This is a genomic window from Aeromonas sp. PI_26 (assembly GCF_027854445.1).
GTDB classification, from domain to species: Bacteria; Pseudomonadota; Gammaproteobacteria; order Enterobacterales; family Aeromonadaceae; genus Aeromonas; species Aeromonas veronii.
On sequence record NZ_JAJNOE010000006.1, the window covers coordinates 60,585 to 75,526 of the forward strand.

The following is a 14,942-nucleotide window of genomic DNA, read 5'->3' on the forward strand; positions in this document are numbered from 1 at the left end:
GAAATGAGAGGAAAAAGAAAAGCCGTCCCGGTTGGGGGACGGCTTTTGGCTGGGATGCTATCGGCTGGCTTAACCCTTGCGTAGCAGCCGCAAGGCGTTGGCGGTCACCAGCGCGGTGGCGCCGGTATCGGCCAGCACCGCAATCCACAGGCCGGTGATGCCGAGCAGGCTGGTGACCAGGAAGATGGCCTTCAGCCCCAGCGCCAGCGCAATATTCTGGTGAATATTGGCCAGTGCCGCCCGCGACAGCCGGATCATCGCGGCAATACCGCCGAGCTGGTTGTGGGTCAGCGCCGCATCGGCGGTCTCCAGCGCCACATCGGTGCCGCCCCCCATGGCGATGCCGATACTGGCCCGCTTCATGGCGGGGGCATCGTTGATGCCATCGCCGATCATCGCGACTTTCTGCGAGCTGGCGAGCTTGGCAATTTCATCGACCTTGCCCTCCGGCAACAGGCCGGCACGCCAGCCCATCCCGAGTTCACCGGCGATGGCCTCGGCAGCGCGGGGGTTATCCCCAGTCAGCATGATGCTGTTGAGCCCGAGCCGGTTGAGCTCTTGCAGAGCGGCTGCCGCCTCCGGCCGGATCTGATCCCGCAGCGCCAGCAGGGCGACCGGCAGAGCCTGGTCGCCGACGCTCTGGCAGAGCACCACAACGGTCTTGCCCTGCCGCTCCAGCGAAGCAATCCGGCTTTGCTGTTCCACATTCAGGGTCGCCACCCGGCTCGGTGCCAGCAGTTGCCACAGTTCACCGTTGATGCGTCCCTCAACCCCCATGCCCGGCAGGGCACGCAGGTCGCGAGCCTCCGCCAGCGAGAGTCCCTGTTCGGTCGCGTTGGCGACCACGGCGCGGGCCAGCGGGTGGTGGGAGCCCTGCTCGATGGCAGCCGCCAGTGCCAGCAACTCGGCCTCCGGTTGGCCATTGAGGCTGACCAGCTCGGTCAGTTGCGGCTTGCCCAGGGTCAGAGTGCCGGTCTTGTCAAAGGCGACGGTATCGATATGGGCCAATCGCTCCAGCGCGGCACCACCCTTGATCAGGGCCCCCTGACGGGTTGCCGCAGCCAGCGCCGAGGTAACCGCTGCCGGGGTGGAGATGACCAGCGCGCAGGGGCAGCCGATCAGCAGCAGCGCCAGCCCGCGATAGATCCACTCGTCCCAGCTCTGGCCAAAGGCAAGGGGCGGCACCAGCACCACCAGCAGGGCAACCAGCATCATGGCCGGGGTATACCAGCGGCTGAAGCGGTCGATAAAGCGCTCGATGGGGGCGCGCTGGCTTTCGGCCTCCTCGATAAGGTGCAGAATGCGGTCGATGGCGTTGTTGCCGGGCTCGGAGACGACTTCAAGGCGCAGTACCCGATCGGCAGCCAGACTGCCGGCCGGCACCTTGTCACCCTGATGGCGCTCCACCGGAATGGATTCACCGGTCAGGGCGCTCTCGTCAAACGCACCGAGCTCATCGAGCAGGCGGGCGTCGGCAGGCAAGCGGGTACCCGGGGCGATTTCGATAATATCGCCGGGACGCAGCGCATCGGCAGCTACCTCTTCCCGCACCTCGCCCTCGGCAGTGGTACGGATCCGCAGCGCCTTGTCAGGCACCAGCGCCATCAGGGCGGTCACCCCGGCCCGGGCGCGTCCGGCGGCGTAGGCCTCCAGATGCTCACCCAGTATAAATAGCAGCAGTACCATGGCCGCTTCGGCGGTCTCGCCGAGGAACAGAGCGCCCAGGGCGGCGACCGTCATCAGGGTTTCGATGGCGAAAGGGGAGCCGCTTTTGGTCAGCGCCCACGCCTTGCGAGAGATAGGCCACAGCCCCCACAGGGTCGCCAGGGTAAAGAGCGGCTGACCGAACTCTTTCGGCAGCAGGGCGGCAACCAGCATCAGACCGGCCAGTGACAGGGGCTGCCAATATTTGCCCAAAAAGTTACCGAATAGATTGCCCTGCAGGGGCTGTTGTGAAGCCTGCTTGCGGCCAGCTGCCTGCTTGTCAGCGCTTTCCCCCTTAAGCTGGAAACCGGCGGCCAGCACGGCGGCGGTGACGGGATCGGGGGAGAGACCGGGGGCCAGATCCACCACCAGCTTCTCGGTGGCAAACAGCACGCGCGCCTGCTGCACGCCGCTCACCCGGCTGACGGCGGTCTCGATCTTGCGGGCGCAGCTGGGGCAATCCATTCCCATCACCTGCCAGCTATGGCGGCTGTTGCCTTGCGCAGGCGCAACCAGCGGGTCTGCAGGGGGCATATCGTGCTCGTGATCATGCTTATGATCGTGAGCTGGCGATAAGGGGGCGCTGCAGTACGCTTGAGCGTGACCGCTTCCTCGGGGAGGCTCTTCATCCCCGGGGGATTCATTGCCGTCACGGGATGCGTGCTCATGAGGCGTCGGGCTTGAACAGCAACTGACGGGCGTGGTGTTGTCGCAGCAGTGGCTATCGTGGTGATGCTCACTCTGGCCGGGGGCCGCCTTGCTGACGGCCTTGATGGGGGCGGCGTGCTGATGATTGCAGCAGGATTTGCTCATGATGAGTCCCTCTTGATGGATCCCGCCCCTGCGAGATCCCTGATTACCGAGAAGGAGTCTAAACCTTGGTGTTAAGTCCAAGGTCAACCCCTTTATATCCCTTGTCTTCGCGGGTGTTTGTCTGGTCTCGCCGCCCCTATACTGATCACCCGGATTTTTACTACACCAATAAAGGACATAACACATGAGCAACTCAGTCACTCTGCAAGGCAACCCGGTTTCCGTCGCTGGTCACTTCCCGGTCGCCGGTGAGCAAGCCAAGCCCTTCTCCCTGGTGGCCAAGGATCTCTCCGACGTGACCCTGGCAAGCTTTGCCGGTCAGCGCAAAATCCTGAACATCTTCCCGAGCGTCGATACCCCGACCTGCGCGACCTCTGTGCGCAAGTTCAACGAGCAGGCCAGCGCGCTGGAGAACACTGTCGTGCTGTGCATCTCCGCCGATCTGCCGTTCGCCCAGTCCCGCTTCTGCGGCGCCGAAGGTCTGGACAAGGTAGTGACCCTCTCCACCCTGCGCGGTGCGGCCTTCATGGAAGATTACGGCGTTGCCTTCTCTTCCGGCCCGCTGGTCGGTCTGACAGCTCGCGCCATCGTGGTGTTGGATGGTGACAACAAGGTGCTGCACAGCGAGCTGGTCGCCGAAGTGGCCGACGAGCCGAACTACGCTGCGGCGCTGGCCGTGCTGTAAGGCTGCAAGCCATAAAAAAATCCCGCTTCGGCGGGATTTTTTATGCGGGAATTGTCCATTCAGGGCGTAGCTGGCGGGGGGGGCGCAGGTTCAGCCTTGGCGGGTGGGGAGGGTTGCCACTCTACATAGGGGCGGTGGATCTTCTCGTAGATCTCGGCCAGTTTGCCAGTGGCAGCCAGCTGATCAATGGCTTGCCGGAGAAATTCGTCCATCTCATCACCTGCTGCCCCTTTCTGGATGATGAAGACATCCTCGAAATCACCGAAAAATTCTCGCCTGATATTGGTCAGCCCCAGCTGCTTGAGCATCAGGTCGGCCTCCTCTTGTGCCCAGACAAAGGCGTCGATACGGCCGCGTGAGAGCTTGCGCAGTGACTGCTCGATACTCATCGAGCGCTGCACCGGGAAGGGCATATAGTCGGGTACGGCCTCGATCAGCAGATCCCGTTTGGTGGGCACTATGCCATAGGCCATATCCGTGGTGACCGGATAGGCGGTATTGCTGTAAATCACATGGGCAACCTTGCCAAAGCTGCGGGTGCTGAAGCGATAAGCCAGCATATCGATATCCTTGAGGTTGCGGATGGCGGGCAGCCCCAGATCAGCCTTGCCGGAGATCACCCCAGCCATGGCACGGGCGATGGGGTAGATGGTGATCTTGATGGTCACATCGGGGTAGAGATCATCGATGGCGTGCACCAGGTCGACAAAGGGGCCTGTCTTGTCGGCATTGATCAGCCCCGGCAGCTCGCCAAGGTGGGCATTGAGGATGCGCGCCGGTTTAGGCGGCTCGGGGGCAGCGTCGTTCTTCGGAGTCTGCGACAGGCCGAGGGTGGCGCTGCCGAGCAGGGTGACCACGAGCAGCAGAAGGGGGATGTGTCTGGTCATGGCGGGTCTCTCTTGGTGATGGGTCAGCTAAAGTGTAGTCAGCCGGTCGCCAGCGTCCCTCGGCCAGGCCATCATGGATAGGGTTTTACTTCTCGGCCCCCGCTCACTAGACTTCGCCTCCCACTTCTTTGTTGACGTAGCGCCATGACCTTTAGCGAACTTGCCCTTCATCCCGCTCTGCTTGCCTCTTTGCCCGTCACCTTGCAGACGCCGACCCGCATCCAGCAGCTGGCCATTCCGGCGGCGCTGGCGGGGCAGGATCTGCTGGCGCTGGCCCAGACCGGCAGCGGCAAGACCCTGGCGTTTGGCTTGCCGCTGCTGCAACGGCTGGATCCTGCCTCCAGTCAGGTGCAGGGTCTGGTGCTGGTGCCAACCCGCGAGCTGGCGATTCAGGTCACTGCCGCGCTTGAAGAGGGCGCCAAGGCGCTGGGGCTGCGCATCGTGACGTTGTGTGGGGGCGTTGCGCAGGAGCGGCAACAGGCCGAGCTGGCGCTGGGGCCACAGCTGCTGGTCGCCACGCCGGGGCGGTTGCGGGATCTGCTGACCCAACAGTTGCTGGGGCTGGATGGTTTACAACTCTTGGTGCTGGATGAGGCGGATCGCCTGCTGGAGATGGGCTTTGCTCCCGACATCAAGGCGCTGCTCGGCTTTATTCCTGCGGATCGCCAGACCCTGCTCTTCTCCGCCACCTTGCCTGCCGAGCTGGAGGCGCTGGCCAACGGCCTGCTGCGCGAGCCTACCCGTATCGAGGCCACCCCCCTCAACAGCGTGGTGAACGAGATCGAAGAGCGGCTCTATCTGGTCAACAAGAGCAGCAAGGTCCCGGCGCTCATCAGCTTGCTCAAGGAGCAGGCATGGCCGCAGGTGCTGGTCTTTATCAGTGCGCGGGATGATGCCGACGGGGTTGCCAGAAAGCTGGCCAAGGCGGGCATTGCGGTGGCCGCCCTTCATGGCGAGAAGGAGCAGGCGGTGCGCGAGCAGGCGCTCGGCGATTTCAAAGAGGGCAAAATTCGGGTGCTGGTGGCCACCGACCTGATGGCGCGTGGCATCCATGTGGAGGCGCTGCCGGTGGTGATCAATCTGGACTTGCCCGCCAGCGCCCCTGTCTATGTACACCGCATCGGTCGTACCGCCCGGGCTGGCCGCGAGGGGCTGGCCATTTCGCTGGTCTGCCATGGCGAGAGTGACATGCTGCAATCCATTCGCACCCTGACCGGCCGCGAGCTGCCGTTGGGCGATCTGGCGGGATTCCCGGTCACTGACCAGCCTGCCAGCGGGGAGGGCAAGCGCCCCCCTCGTGACAAGCAGGCCAATCGCCGTACTCAGGCCAAACGCAGCGTCAAGCAGTTCAAGGGCAAGCGCTGACCTCAGGGTTTGCCTTGCTCCCGCGCGAAGAAGTCACGACGCCACTGGCTCAACACCTCCTCCTTGTGTTGTTGCCACAGCGCAGGCTCCATCTGCTGTTGGCTGACCGCCAGCTGCTGCTCGAGCTCGGCCAGCTCTCGCTGGTAGCGGCTGCGTTGATCGAGCTGTTGCTGGCGCGCCTCGGCAAACGCCAGCGTGGCTTCAGCCTGCTCTGCGGGCAGGAAGTGGCGGGCCAGGGTGGCCAGCTCCTCATCTCCCCAAAGCTGACGAGCTTGCTGCAGGCGGGCATCCGGGTTGAACAGCTCCACCGCCAAATCCGGATGATCCGCTGCCCACCGATCCTGCAAGAGGCTGAGGGCGTCCAGCCGCTCTGCCAGAGGTAACTGCTCGCTCTCCTGTGCCAACTGATCCAGCGCCAGGGCATAGCGCCCCTGTAACCGGATCAGACTCTCCCCCTCGCTCAGCCACCCGGCCTCTGTTGCTTCCAGATTGCTCACGCGCTGCGCCAGCGGCAACTCGCTGTCGCTGATCTCGCTGGCAAGCTGGTTGATCAGTTCATCCGGCATCGCCTGCCAGCTGCTGGGCACTTCTTTGCTTTTGCCATCCATCCCCTCAGCGTTTGGTATGCGGGGAGGCGGGCTCCCCGGTTCTGCTGGCAACTGCACATCGGCCGGAGAGGGCGTCTCCGACCGTTCTGGTGATATCGGGGACGGCTCTTCCTGCCAGCCCAGATTCACCAGCAAAAGGGTCAGGATAGCCAGCGCCAGTATCCCGTAACGGCGAGTCATCGGCTGATCTCTCCCTTGACCGGGAAGTGGTCTGAGAGGTTGCTGGCGGGCCAGAGGCTGCCATCGCTGCTGCGCGGGATCCAGACCGTGTTGAGGTTGTGGCTGGCGCTGCCGTACTCCCGACTCACTACCAGATAGTCCAGATACTCGACGTTGGCGCCACCGGAGAGCGGGCCACCGGCATAGGGGTTGATCCTGGGGTCGAAGGTGGCTTCGGTATAGCCGCCATAGGCGGGTTCATGGGCGTTCAGATTGGCCAGCATGTTGGCGTAGTCATCGGCAAACTTGCGTTTGTTGACGTTGAAGTCACCGCCGTAGATGACGGTGTCGCTGGCGGGGATCTTGAGGCTGGCTGCCAGAGAGCGGATCTGACCGAACTGGATCTGCCGCAACTTGCGCGCCTCGTCGGTGTCGAAGCTGGCGGTGTGGGTGGCGAACAGGTGCCACGCCTTGCCCCCCTTGATCACCTCGGCGTACATCACCCCCTTGTCGGCGAAGCAGTCAGTGCCGGTGCATTGGGGATAGACCAGCTGGGCCTCCCGCACTATGGGATAGCGGCTGACGATCACCACGCCGCCGTCATGAATGTTGACCCCGGGCTTGTCGAGTACCTTGGTCTGGTAGGGGTACTCTTTCGCCAGCGCCTGCAAAAAGCCCTCGCGGCGGCCATCGAATACCTCTTGCAGCAGCAGGGCGTCATAGCCCTTGAGATAATCAGGCAGCAAGGTCAACCGCTCGCCGATGCTGGAGGCGATCACAGGCAGCGCCCAGACGTTGTAGCTGGCCACCTTGAGCCTATTTTCTGCCGGTTCCGGTTGCTCCCGTTTTTGGGGGGGCGTGATCATATAGTGCAGATCGTCGTAGCGGCCGGTGAACTTGGCGGCAAAGGCCAGCTCTTGTGGCCCCGCAACGCGATGGATCTCCCTATCGTTTTGCCAGCCGGATGCGCTGGTCGGCGTCTCGCCACCGTGCTGCAAGGTGGTGTTCCACCAGGTTCCCTCCATCAGCTGGTTGAGCCGATAGACGTCGCCACCCGCTGTGGTCACGCGGGTTTCGAACAGATAGCTCTTGCCCGCCTTTACCCCCTCATAGCGATTGAAGCTGAGTACCATGGCGCTCTCCCATGGGCCCAGCTCGGTGCGGTGCTGGCTCCACTGACTGCCGGGTTGCAGCTGGCCGCTGCCGCTTTGACGGATGTCGATCTGGAGCGGTTCAGGACTGTTGTTGGTGAGATAGACATCGGTATCGGCCAGTGCCAGTTGCGGGAACTGGCTGACCAGCAGCAGGGCGGCATAACTGAGGGTTTTCTGCATCACAGGATCCTTTTGGTTGCAGGGCAATGGAAAGTGACTGTTATGGCGAATGCAGAGGTCAGTTTGTTTACATTTTGGTTACAAGTAAATGAATTGGTTTTGTTTGGAGCTTTGTGGAGCTGTAAAGCGAGCGAGGCAGCACGCTTAAAGAGAGAGGGAAGAGCGAGGGAAGGCGCCCGTGTCGGGCGCCTTCACTTCAGGAGTTAGCGGTGGGCCAGCGGGTAGGTGAAGAGCGCCAGATGGGCGAAGTTGAAGGCGAAGTGGATCAGGATGGCCACGGAGAGTCGCCCGCTGAGCTGGAATGCCAGGCCGTAGCAGCAGCCTGCCAGGGTCGCAAACAGCGCCAGCAGTGGGCCACCGGGCAGGTGAATAGCTCCGAACAGTAGCGCAGCCACGACGATGCCAATCCAGGGGCGGTAACGCTCGGTCAGCCCCTGCTGGATCGCGCCGCGAAACAGCGCCTCTTCCGCCACACAGGTGAACAGCAGATTGTTGAGTGCAAACAGCCACCACCAGTGGGGCAGACCCACTTCCGGTTTCAGTGCCCCCAGTTGCCAGGCGATGACCAGCAGGGCACCCAGCGGCAGCAGTAACAGGGCCAGCGGGCGCCAGCGGATGGCGCCCCCCTTGCCCAGCAGCATCGGGCAGGCCAGCAGCAAGCCGAAGAGCAGCAGCGGTTTGTCGAGGTTCAGATACATGTTGAACGGCACGCTGGCGGGGCCTGCCAGCGCCTGACCCAGCACCTTGAGATTGTTGAAGCCGGGGATCAGGTGCAGGGTCAGCGCAATCGCCCAGAGGATCAGCACCACTCGGGCCGCCATCGCCCGGCGGGCGGGGAGGGTTGGCGTACGCCACGCCAGCAGTAATCCTGCGACCGAGACCAGTAGGGCGGGTAGCGTCATTCGGTCAAGCCACAGGGCCAGCAGCAGGGAGAGTCCCAGCAGGGCAAAGGCGGGAAGACGTTGGCGGAAGAGGGCAAGCAGCACGGCCAGCGCCAGCGTGCCCCAGATAAATGAGTCGGGGAGGGGTAACATTGGATCTCCTTGATCGAGGCAGGCGGCAACCTTAACAAGTGGGCGTCAGCAGGACAACCGCGCAGGAGGTGGTCGGATCCCTTCTCTATACTCATCAACAGGGTAAAGGGAGAGCAGCTGATGAAGCACTGTCTGTGGTTGTTGTGTTGTTGGTGTGTCTGGCTGCAGGCCGCACCCTTGCTGCTGGTGACCGGTGAGTTCACCCCCTATACCGGCAAGGCCCTGCCTGAAGGCGGCGAGAGCACCCGGCTGGTGACGACCCTGCTGCAAGAGGCCGGGTATCGAGAGCTCCAGGTCGACTACCTGCCCTGGCCCCGCGGCTATCAGTTGACCCGCAATGGGTTGGTTGCGGCCACCTTCCCCTACGCCTGGACTGCCGAGCGGGCCAAGCTCTTCCACTACAGCGCTCCCATTCATATAGATCGCCTCTCCTGGTACACCTATCGGGGGAGCGAGGCCATTCAGGCTGGCCGCTGGCAAGGGCTGCGTGTCTGCATTCCGCTGGGGTGGAGCACCAGCCATGCCGACGGGGTGATCAAGCGTTTCGGGCTGGATCTGCAGCGCCCCAAGACCCTGGCACAATGTCTGCAATTGCTGGATCGCAAACGGATCGATCTGCTGCCGATGAACGAGACGGTGACCCGGGATGCCAGCCGTCAGCTGTTTGGCGACCCCTGCCATCTGCAGGCATTGCCCCACTTTCGTCAGAGCGACACCTTTTACCTGATCATTTCACGGCAGTACCCGGAGGCCGCCAACCTGCTTGAGCGCTTCAATCATGCCCTGGCTGCCGCCCGTGCCGATGGCCGCTATGACCAACTGATCTCCCGAGCCGGAAAGGGGATCGATTGCCGTTGAGAGTGCACGGCCGGAAAACAAAAAGCCGGAGCAGTGGCTCCGGCTTTCTATTTGCCTTCAGGGACGCTTAGCGGCCTGATTCGGCAATCACGCGGGCGATGATATCGGCGCGCTTGCTGGCTTCCAGTTCGCCCAGGGCGATCAGGCCTGCCTTGAAGATGACGTTCTTCGGCAGGCTGACGTCGTCCAGCGTGGCGATCGCTTCAACGTGCATGCCGTTCAGACGGCTGGCATCGCGCGGGCTCAGGTTGACCTGAGTGTTCATCACCTGCTTGCCTTTCTTCTTGGCAGGTGCAGCCGCTTTCTTGGTGGATTCCTGTTCTTCGTCTTCCGGCAGTTCGTCATCAAAATCGTAAATAGACATAGTCAATCCTGTTGAGTTAGGCAAAAGGGCACATTTGCCCGACATAGTAATCCGACATTGGGTCAATCAGCCCATATCCTCGTTACGGATAAAGGCGCGCCAGGAGGTAAGCACCTGGGCAAAATCTTCCAGCCCGCACATGGCCAGCTGTTCATCATCGTAGTAGGCGAGATCGTCAAGATCCTCACCCAGCTCGATATTGAGGGCGTTGGCTTTCACCTCCGCCTCTTCATGGGTCAGCAGCAGGGAGTAGTCACCGCCGTTGAGCCGGTATTCGACTCGGGTGCGGTTGGAGAGCTGATCAATGATGGAGAAGAGCTCGTCGAGCTTCTCCTCATCCTTGCCAACCTCGTCGATCAGCCACTGACCGATGGCTTCATGGCCCATGGAGAACCGGGCGCGATAGCCACCAAACGGGTCGCGGCGAAATTCATAATCCATAGCACAGTCCAGATCGGAGGGATGGGCCATCACGGGCAGGCGGGTGCAAGCACGCAATTCCTGCTCCATGGCGGGGCACACATCGGGTAAAGTGGCCTATTCTAGCGATCCCCCTCTCGCTTGTCTTGATGATGTGGCATCTTTGCGCCCATGTGCTCTGAATCGACCCATGGTGGCGCCGCCAGATCAGCCCCTTGTCCGGAGATGTTATGCAGCTAAACGATAACCTTGCCCGCCAGATCGTCGCACGGGCGATGAAGATCCTGTCGTTCTCGGTCAACGTGATGGACGAACATGGCCTCATCATTGCGTCCGGCAATCCGGAGCGAATTCATCAGCGTCACGAAGGGGCCGTGCTGGCATTGACCGAAAACCGGGTGGTGGAGATCAGCGAAGCGACTGCCTTGCAGCTCAAAGGGGTGCGACCCGGCATCAATTTACCCATCTCCTATCAGGGGGAGCTGATCGGGGTGATCGGCATCTCCGGCGATCCGGACATCGTTCGTGCTTACGCCGAGCTGGTGCGAATGACGGCAGAACTGATCCTGGAGCAGGCGGCGCTTACCGAGCAGTTGCAGTGGGACAAGCGCCACAAGGAGGAGTTGGTGTTGCAGCTCATTCGTGGTGAGGGGCGAGTCGATCAATTGCAGCAGGCGGCCCGTTTTCTCGGGCTGGAGTTGGCCCAGCCTCGGGTGGTGGCCGTGCTGGCCCTGGAAGAGGCTGATCCGGCTCGTCTGCGGGAGCTGGTTCATCAGCTGGAGAACCCGGAGCGGGACAATCTGGTCGCCATCAACGGGCTCGACGAGATAGTGGTGCTCAAACCTGCGCAATTGAGTGAGGGCGTCTGGCAATCGGCGCAGGAGCGCAGCCGGATCAAGCAGTTGCTGGCGCGCATTCCCCACTTCAAGGTGCATATCGCGGTGGGCGATTACTTCGCCGGGATCGACGGGCTGGCGCGCTCTTACCAGACGGCGCGAGATACCCTGCGCCGTGGCATGCGGCAAGCACCGCGCAAACAGGTCTACTTCTTTGAGGACTACCGTTTGCCGGTGCTGCTCGGCAGTCTGGCGGACTCCTGGCAGGCGGATCAGCTGCGCGCACCGCTGCAAAAACTGGCCCGGGAAGATGGCAAAGGGGCGCTGCAGAAGACCCTGCGCCACTATTTCTTGCAGGATTGTGATCTGCATCGCTGTGCCGAAGCCCTGTTCATTCACCCCAATACCCTGCGCTATCGGCTGGGGCGGATAGAGCAGATAACCGGGTTGAATTTCAACAAGTTAGACGACAAATTTTTGCTCTATCTCGGCCTTAATCTCGACTTGTGATTGTAAAATTAGACAAAAAACTACTTTTGCATGACACGTTTTTTGGCTATTCAGCCAAAGCATTCTGATTGCAGATCTCCATAATGGCGGCCATTCACTCCCATTGAAGGTGTCCGTCATGATCCCGGTTACTGCCCTTGGCGCCATCGCGGCGCTCTCCATCGCCATCATCCTCATTTTGAAGAAGGTGCCGCCCGCTTACGGCATGATCGTGGGTGCCCTTGCCGGTGGCCTGATTGGCGGTGCCGATCTGACCCAGACCGTCGCCCTGATGATCGGCGGCGCCCAGGGGATCACCACTGCTGTGATGCGGATCCTGGCGGCCGGTGTACTGGCCGGCGTGTTGATCGAATCGGGTGCCGCCACCACTATCGCCGAGACCATCGTCAAAAAGCTGGGTGAAACCCGCGCCTTGCTGGCGCTGGCGCTGGCAACCCTGATCCTGACCGCGGTTGGTGTCTTCGTGGACGTGGCCGTTATCACGGTTGCCCCCATCGCGCTGGCTATCGCCCGCCGTGCCGATCTCTCCAAGGCGGCCATCCTGCTGGCGATGATCGGCGGCGGCAAGGCGGGCAACGTCATGTCCCCCAACCCCAACGCCATTGCCGCGGCTGATGCCTTCCATCTTCCCCTCACCTCTGTGATGGCGGCGGGTATCATCCCGGGTCTGTTCGGTCTGGTGATGGCCTACTGGTTGGCCAAGCGGCTGAACAACAAGGGCAGCAAGGTTGCCGCTGATGAGGTGGTGAGCTTTGCCGGTGCCAAGTTGCCGGGCTTTGCCGCCGCCATTAGTGCACCGCTGGTCGCCATCCTGCTGCTGGCTCTGCGCCCGGTTGCCGGTATCGTGGTGGATCCGCTGATTGCACTGCCCCTCGGTGGTCTGGTCGGCGCCCTGATGATGGGTAAATTCCGCAAGGTGAACCAGTTTGCGGTCTCCGGCCTCGCCCGCATGGCGCCGGTCGCCATCATGCTGCTGGGCACCGGAACCCTGGCGGGCATTATCGCCAACTCCGGCCTGAAAGATGTGCTGATCAGCGGCCTGACCGCCTCCGGTCTGCCTTCTTACCTGCTGGCGCCTATCTCCGGTGCCCTGATGTCGCTGGCGACTGCCTCGACTACCGCAGGTACCGTGGTGGCCTCCAACGTCTTCAGCTCCACCCTGATTGAACTGGGGATCAGCAGTCTGGCCGGGGCGGCGATGATCCATGCTGGTGCCACCGTGTTTGACCACATGCCCCACGGCTCTTTTTTCCATGCCACCGGTGGCAGCGTCCACATGGGGGTGGGGGAGCGCCTGAAACTTATCCCTTACGAAACTGCAGTCGGTCTGACCATTGCCACTGTCTCCACCCTGATGTTTGGCGTGTTTGGCCTCGCCTAAGGAATTGATATGAAAATTGTTATTGCCCCCGATTCATTCAAGGAGAGTCTGAGCGCCATGGCGGTGGCTGATGCCATCGAGGCTGGTTTCAAGCAGGTACTGCCGAACGCCACCTACGTCAAATTGCCGATGGCCGATGGCGGTGAAGGCACGGTGCAATCGCTGGTCGATGCCACCGGTGGCCGCATCCTGCCGGTCGAAGTGACCGCGCCCCTAGGTAACAAGGTGCAGGGCTTCGTCGGCCTGCTGGGTGATGGCCAGCGCGCCGTCATCGAGATGGCTGCCGCCTCCGGCATCCATCTGGTGGCGCCCGAGCAGCGCAATCCGCTGCTCACCTCCAGCTTCGGCACCGGCGAGCTGATCCTGGCCGCGCTGGAGATGGGGGTGAAGCACCTTATTCTCGGTATCGGCGGCAGCGCCACCAATGACGGCGGAGCCGGTATGATCCAGGCGCTCGGCGGCAAGTTTCTCAAAGCCGATGGCTCTGCCATCGAGCTGGGTGGCGCGGGTCTCGGTGAGCTCGAGACCATCGACCTGAGCGGTCTGGATCCGCGTCTGGGCGAGCTGGTTATCGAGGTGGCGTGTGATGTGAACAACCCGCTCTGCGGCCCGAAAGGCGCCTCTGCGGTGTTTGGCCCGCAGAAGGGGGCAACGCCCGAGATGGTTGTCGAACTTGATGCCAACCTCTCCCGTTATGCCGACTGCATTGAGCAGGCCCTTGGCAAGCAGGTGAAGGATATTCCGGGGGCGGGCGCTGCCGGTGGCATGGGGGCCGCACTGGTCGGTCTGCTTGGTGCCGAGCTCAAGCCCGGCATCCAGATCGTCATCGAAGCGCTGAAACTGGCCGAGGAAGTGGCCGATGCGGATCTGGTAATCACAGGCGAAGGGCGCATCGACAGCCAGACCATCCATGGCAAGACGCCAATCGGTGTCGCACGTTGCGCCAAGCAGTTCGGCAAGCCGGTGATCGGCATCTCCGGTTGCCTGACCGACGATTGTGGTGTGGTACACGATCACGGTCTGGACGCGGTATTCGCCGTGGTCAACCGCGCCATGTCTCTGCCGGAGGCGCTGGAGAGCGCCAGTACCAACATTCAACTCACTGCGCGCAACGTCGCGGCACTCTATCAACTCAAGGGTTGATCCGGTTCGGCCGATGGGCGCCATCGGCCATTCAATATCCCCGTTTGGGGCATCTCCCATCCCGCGAGATGTCTGACTGCCCTGGCACTTATTTGCCGATCCATCGTGATCGGCTCTTTTCTTTCTGCTCCTTTGTCTTGCCACACTTTTGACTCCATGGGTCAGCGCGGTTTTGATAGGCGCACATCTCCCTTTACGGCATAGTGGTCGTACCAAGTACAAGGAGAGACTCATGTTCCTGCTGACCCTGGGGGTTGCGCTGTTTACCCTGATCCATCTCTACCCCTGTTTTGCGGTGGCCCATCGGGCGCGACTGAGAGAACGGCTGGGTGAGAATCGCTACAAGGGGCTCTTCTCCCTGCTGGTGTTTATCGCCATCGCCTGCATCATCGCCGGTTGGCGCTCGGCCAGCTCGCTGCCGCTCTACTTCCTGCCGGAGTGGGGGCCGATGACCATGACGGTGATGATGCCCTTTGCGCTGATCCTCTTCTTCTCCGGCCAGGGGCCCAACCATCTGCGCCGTTGGCTGGTGCATCCCCAACTGCTCGGTACCCTGCTCTGGGCGGTGGCCCATCTGCTGGTCAACAGCGAGGCGCGCTCTCTGGTGTTGTTTGGCGGCATCGGGCTGTGGGCGCTGGTGAGCATGGTCTGGATTTCGGTGCGGGAGTGGCAGCGATATCCCCGTCCGGCGGCTAACTGGACGGGCACCGGCATCAGCGTCGGGGCGGGCCTGGCTGCCACCGCGCTGCTGGTGTTCTGGGGCCACGGCTGGCTGACCGGCATTCCATTGCATTGAGAGTGAACTGCGGCTCTGGTAACCGCGTATGATGGACAAAACAAA

Annotated in this window: 14 protein-coding genes; 7 read left to right on the top strand and 7 right to left on the bottom strand. The window is 62.1% G+C overall.

Features of this window, described 5'->3' with window-relative positions; all coding sequences use genetic code 11:
* Positions 1-69: 69 nt before the first annotated feature.
* Entirely contained in the window at positions 70-2,517 is a 2,448-nt protein-coding gene (locus LRL22_RS08610; RefSeq protein ID WP_270905190.1) for a zinc/cadmium/mercury/lead-transporting ATPase, read from the bottom strand.
* 184 nt (positions 2,518-2,701) lie between these two features.
* On the opposite strand from LRL22_RS08610, the gene tpx reads away from it, so the two are divergent.
* Positions 2,702-3,202 carry a thiol peroxidase gene (tpx, locus tag LRL22_RS08615; protein ID WP_005341463.1) on the top strand — a complete coding sequence of 167 codons (501 nt, stop codon included), beginning with the start codon at positions 2,702-2,704 and terminating at the stop codon, positions 3,200-3,202.
* A gap of 59 nt (positions 3,203-3,261) precedes the next feature.
* On the opposite strand, the gene LRL22_RS08620 is transcribed toward tpx, so the two are convergent.
* Positions 3,262-4,089, bottom strand: coding sequence for a transporter substrate-binding domain-containing protein (locus LRL22_RS08620; RefSeq protein WP_270905191.1), 828 nt, complete (start codon positions 4,087-4,089; stop codon positions 3,262-3,264).
* Positions 4,090-4,233: 144 nt separating this feature from the next.
* Here LRL22_RS08620 and LRL22_RS08625 point away from each other — a divergent pair, with 144 nt between their 5' ends.
* On the top strand, positions 4,234-5,454 hold the full coding sequence (locus LRL22_RS08625; RefSeq protein WP_270905192.1) for a DEAD/DEAH box helicase: 1,221 nt from the start codon (positions 4,234-4,236) through the stop codon (positions 5,452-5,454).
* A 2-nt stretch (positions 5,455-5,456) separates the two neighbouring features.
* Here the strand turns inward: LRL22_RS08625 and LRL22_RS08630 are convergent, their stop codons facing one another.
* From LRL22_RS08630 to LRL22_RS08640, 3 genes are all read right to left on the bottom strand, one after another.
* Positions 5,457-6,242, bottom strand: a complete 786-nt coding sequence (locus LRL22_RS08630) for a hypothetical protein (protein WP_270905193.1) — start codon at positions 6,240-6,242, stop codon at positions 5,457-5,459.
* Positions 6,239-7,555 carry a sphingomyelin phosphodiesterase gene (locus LRL22_RS08635; RefSeq protein WP_270905194.1) on the bottom strand — a complete coding sequence of 439 codons (1,317 nt, stop codon included), beginning with the start codon at positions 7,553-7,555 and terminating at the stop codon, positions 6,239-6,241. The genes LRL22_RS08630 and LRL22_RS08635 overlap by 4 nt, the downstream gene beginning before the upstream one ends.
* A 203-nt stretch (positions 7,556-7,758) precedes the next feature.
* Complete coding sequence (locus LRL22_RS08640) at positions 7,759-8,589, bottom strand: CPBP family intramembrane glutamic endopeptidase (RefSeq protein WP_270905195.1); 831 nt, start codon at positions 8,587-8,589, stop codon at positions 7,759-7,761.
* Between the two features lie 120 nt (positions 8,590-8,709).
* Here LRL22_RS08640 and LRL22_RS08645 point away from each other — a divergent pair, with 120 nt between their 5' ends.
* On the top strand, positions 8,710-9,447 hold the full coding sequence (locus LRL22_RS08645; protein WP_216959492.1) for a substrate-binding periplasmic protein: 738 nt from the start codon (positions 8,710-8,712) through the stop codon (positions 9,445-9,447).
* Between the two features lie 67 nt (positions 9,448-9,514).
* On the opposite strand, the gene LRL22_RS08650 is transcribed toward LRL22_RS08645, so the two are convergent.
* Together LRL22_RS08650 and LRL22_RS08655 are read right to left on the bottom strand one after the other, a co-directional pair.
* Positions 9,515-9,811, bottom strand: coding sequence for a hypothetical protein (locus LRL22_RS08650; RefSeq protein ID WP_005340323.1), 297 nt, complete (start codon positions 9,809-9,811; stop codon positions 9,515-9,517).
* Positions 9,812-9,877: 66 nt separating this feature from the next.
* The gene (locus LRL22_RS08655; RefSeq protein ID WP_026034971.1) at positions 9,878-10,252 is read right to left on the bottom strand and encodes a YacL family protein; all 375 of its coding nucleotides are present in this window, start codon (positions 10,250-10,252) and stop codon (positions 9,878-9,880) included.
* Positions 10,253-10,461: 209 nt separating this feature from the next.
* Between LRL22_RS08655 and LRL22_RS08660 the strand changes: the two genes are divergently transcribed.
* The 4 genes from LRL22_RS08660 to LRL22_RS08675 all read left to right on the top strand — a co-directional run bounded on the left by LRL22_RS08660 (position 10,462) and on the right by LRL22_RS08675 (position 14,897).
* Positions 10,462-11,577 carry a sugar diacid recognition domain-containing protein gene (locus tag LRL22_RS08660; protein ID WP_270905196.1) on the top strand — a complete coding sequence of 372 codons (1,116 nt, stop codon included), beginning with the start codon at positions 10,462-10,464 and terminating at the stop codon, positions 11,575-11,577.
* A 118-nt stretch (positions 11,578-11,695) separates the two neighbouring features.
* The gene (locus LRL22_RS08665) at positions 11,696-12,958 is read left to right on the top strand and encodes a GntP family permease (RefSeq protein ID WP_108613298.1); all 1,263 of its coding nucleotides are present in this window, start codon (positions 11,696-11,698) and stop codon (positions 12,956-12,958) included.
* A 9-nt stretch (positions 12,959-12,967) separates the two neighbouring features.
* Positions 12,968-14,101: a glycerate kinase gene (locus LRL22_RS08670; RefSeq protein WP_270905197.1), complete on the top strand. Its 1,134-nt coding sequence runs from the start codon at positions 12,968-12,970 to the stop codon at positions 14,099-14,101.
* Between the two features lie 232 nt (positions 14,102-14,333).
* Positions 14,334-14,897 carry an NnrU family protein gene (locus tag LRL22_RS08675; RefSeq protein ID WP_270905198.1) on the top strand — a complete coding sequence of 188 codons (564 nt, stop codon included), beginning with the start codon at positions 14,334-14,336 and terminating at the stop codon, positions 14,895-14,897.
* Positions 14,898-14,942 lie beyond the last annotated feature (45 nt).

Excerpts from the sequence above, each read along its gene's own strand:
- LRL22_RS08610 (WP_270905190.1), bottom strand. The coding sequence starts at position 2,517 with ATGAGCAAATCCTGCTGCAATCATCAGCACGCCGCCCCCATCAAGGCC.
- tpx (WP_005341463.1), top strand. The coding sequence starts at position 2,702 with ATGAGCAACTCAGTCACTCTGCAAGGCAACCCGGTTTCCGTCGCTGGT.
- LRL22_RS08620 (WP_270905191.1), bottom strand. The coding sequence starts at position 4,089 with ATGACCAGACACATCCCCCTTCTGCTGCTCGTGGTCACCCTGCTCGGC.
- LRL22_RS08625 (WP_270905192.1), top strand. The coding sequence starts at position 4,234 with ATGACCTTTAGCGAACTTGCCCTTCATCCCGCTCTGCTTGCCTCTTTG.
- LRL22_RS08630 (WP_270905193.1), bottom strand. The coding sequence starts at position 6,242 with ATGACTCGCCGTTACGGGATACTGGCGCTGGCTATCCTGACCCTTTTG.
- LRL22_RS08635 (WP_270905194.1), bottom strand. The coding sequence starts at position 7,555 with ATGCAGAAAACCCTCAGTTATGCCGCCCTGCTGCTGGTCAGCCAGTTC.
- LRL22_RS08640 (WP_270905195.1), bottom strand. The coding sequence starts at position 8,589 with ATGTTACCCCTCCCCGACTCATTTATCTGGGGCACGCTGGCGCTGGCC.
- LRL22_RS08645 (WP_216959492.1), top strand. The coding sequence starts at position 8,710 with ATGAAGCACTGTCTGTGGTTGTTGTGTTGTTGGTGTGTCTGGCTGCAG.
- LRL22_RS08650 (WP_005340323.1), bottom strand. The coding sequence starts at position 9,811 with ATGTCTATTTACGATTTTGATGACGAACTGCCGGAAGACGAAGAACAG.
- LRL22_RS08655 (WP_026034971.1), bottom strand. The coding sequence starts at position 10,252 with ATGGATTATGAATTTCGCCGCGACCCGTTTGGTGGCTATCGCGCCCGG.
- LRL22_RS08660 (WP_270905196.1), top strand. The coding sequence starts at position 10,462 with ATGCAGCTAAACGATAACCTTGCCCGCCAGATCGTCGCACGGGCGATG.
- LRL22_RS08665 (WP_108613298.1), top strand. The coding sequence starts at position 11,696 with ATGATCCCGGTTACTGCCCTTGGCGCCATCGCGGCGCTCTCCATCGCC.
- LRL22_RS08670 (WP_270905197.1), top strand. The coding sequence starts at position 12,968 with ATGAAAATTGTTATTGCCCCCGATTCATTCAAGGAGAGTCTGAGCGCC.
- LRL22_RS08675 (WP_270905198.1), top strand. The coding sequence starts at position 14,334 with ATGTTCCTGCTGACCCTGGGGGTTGCGCTGTTTACCCTGATCCATCTC.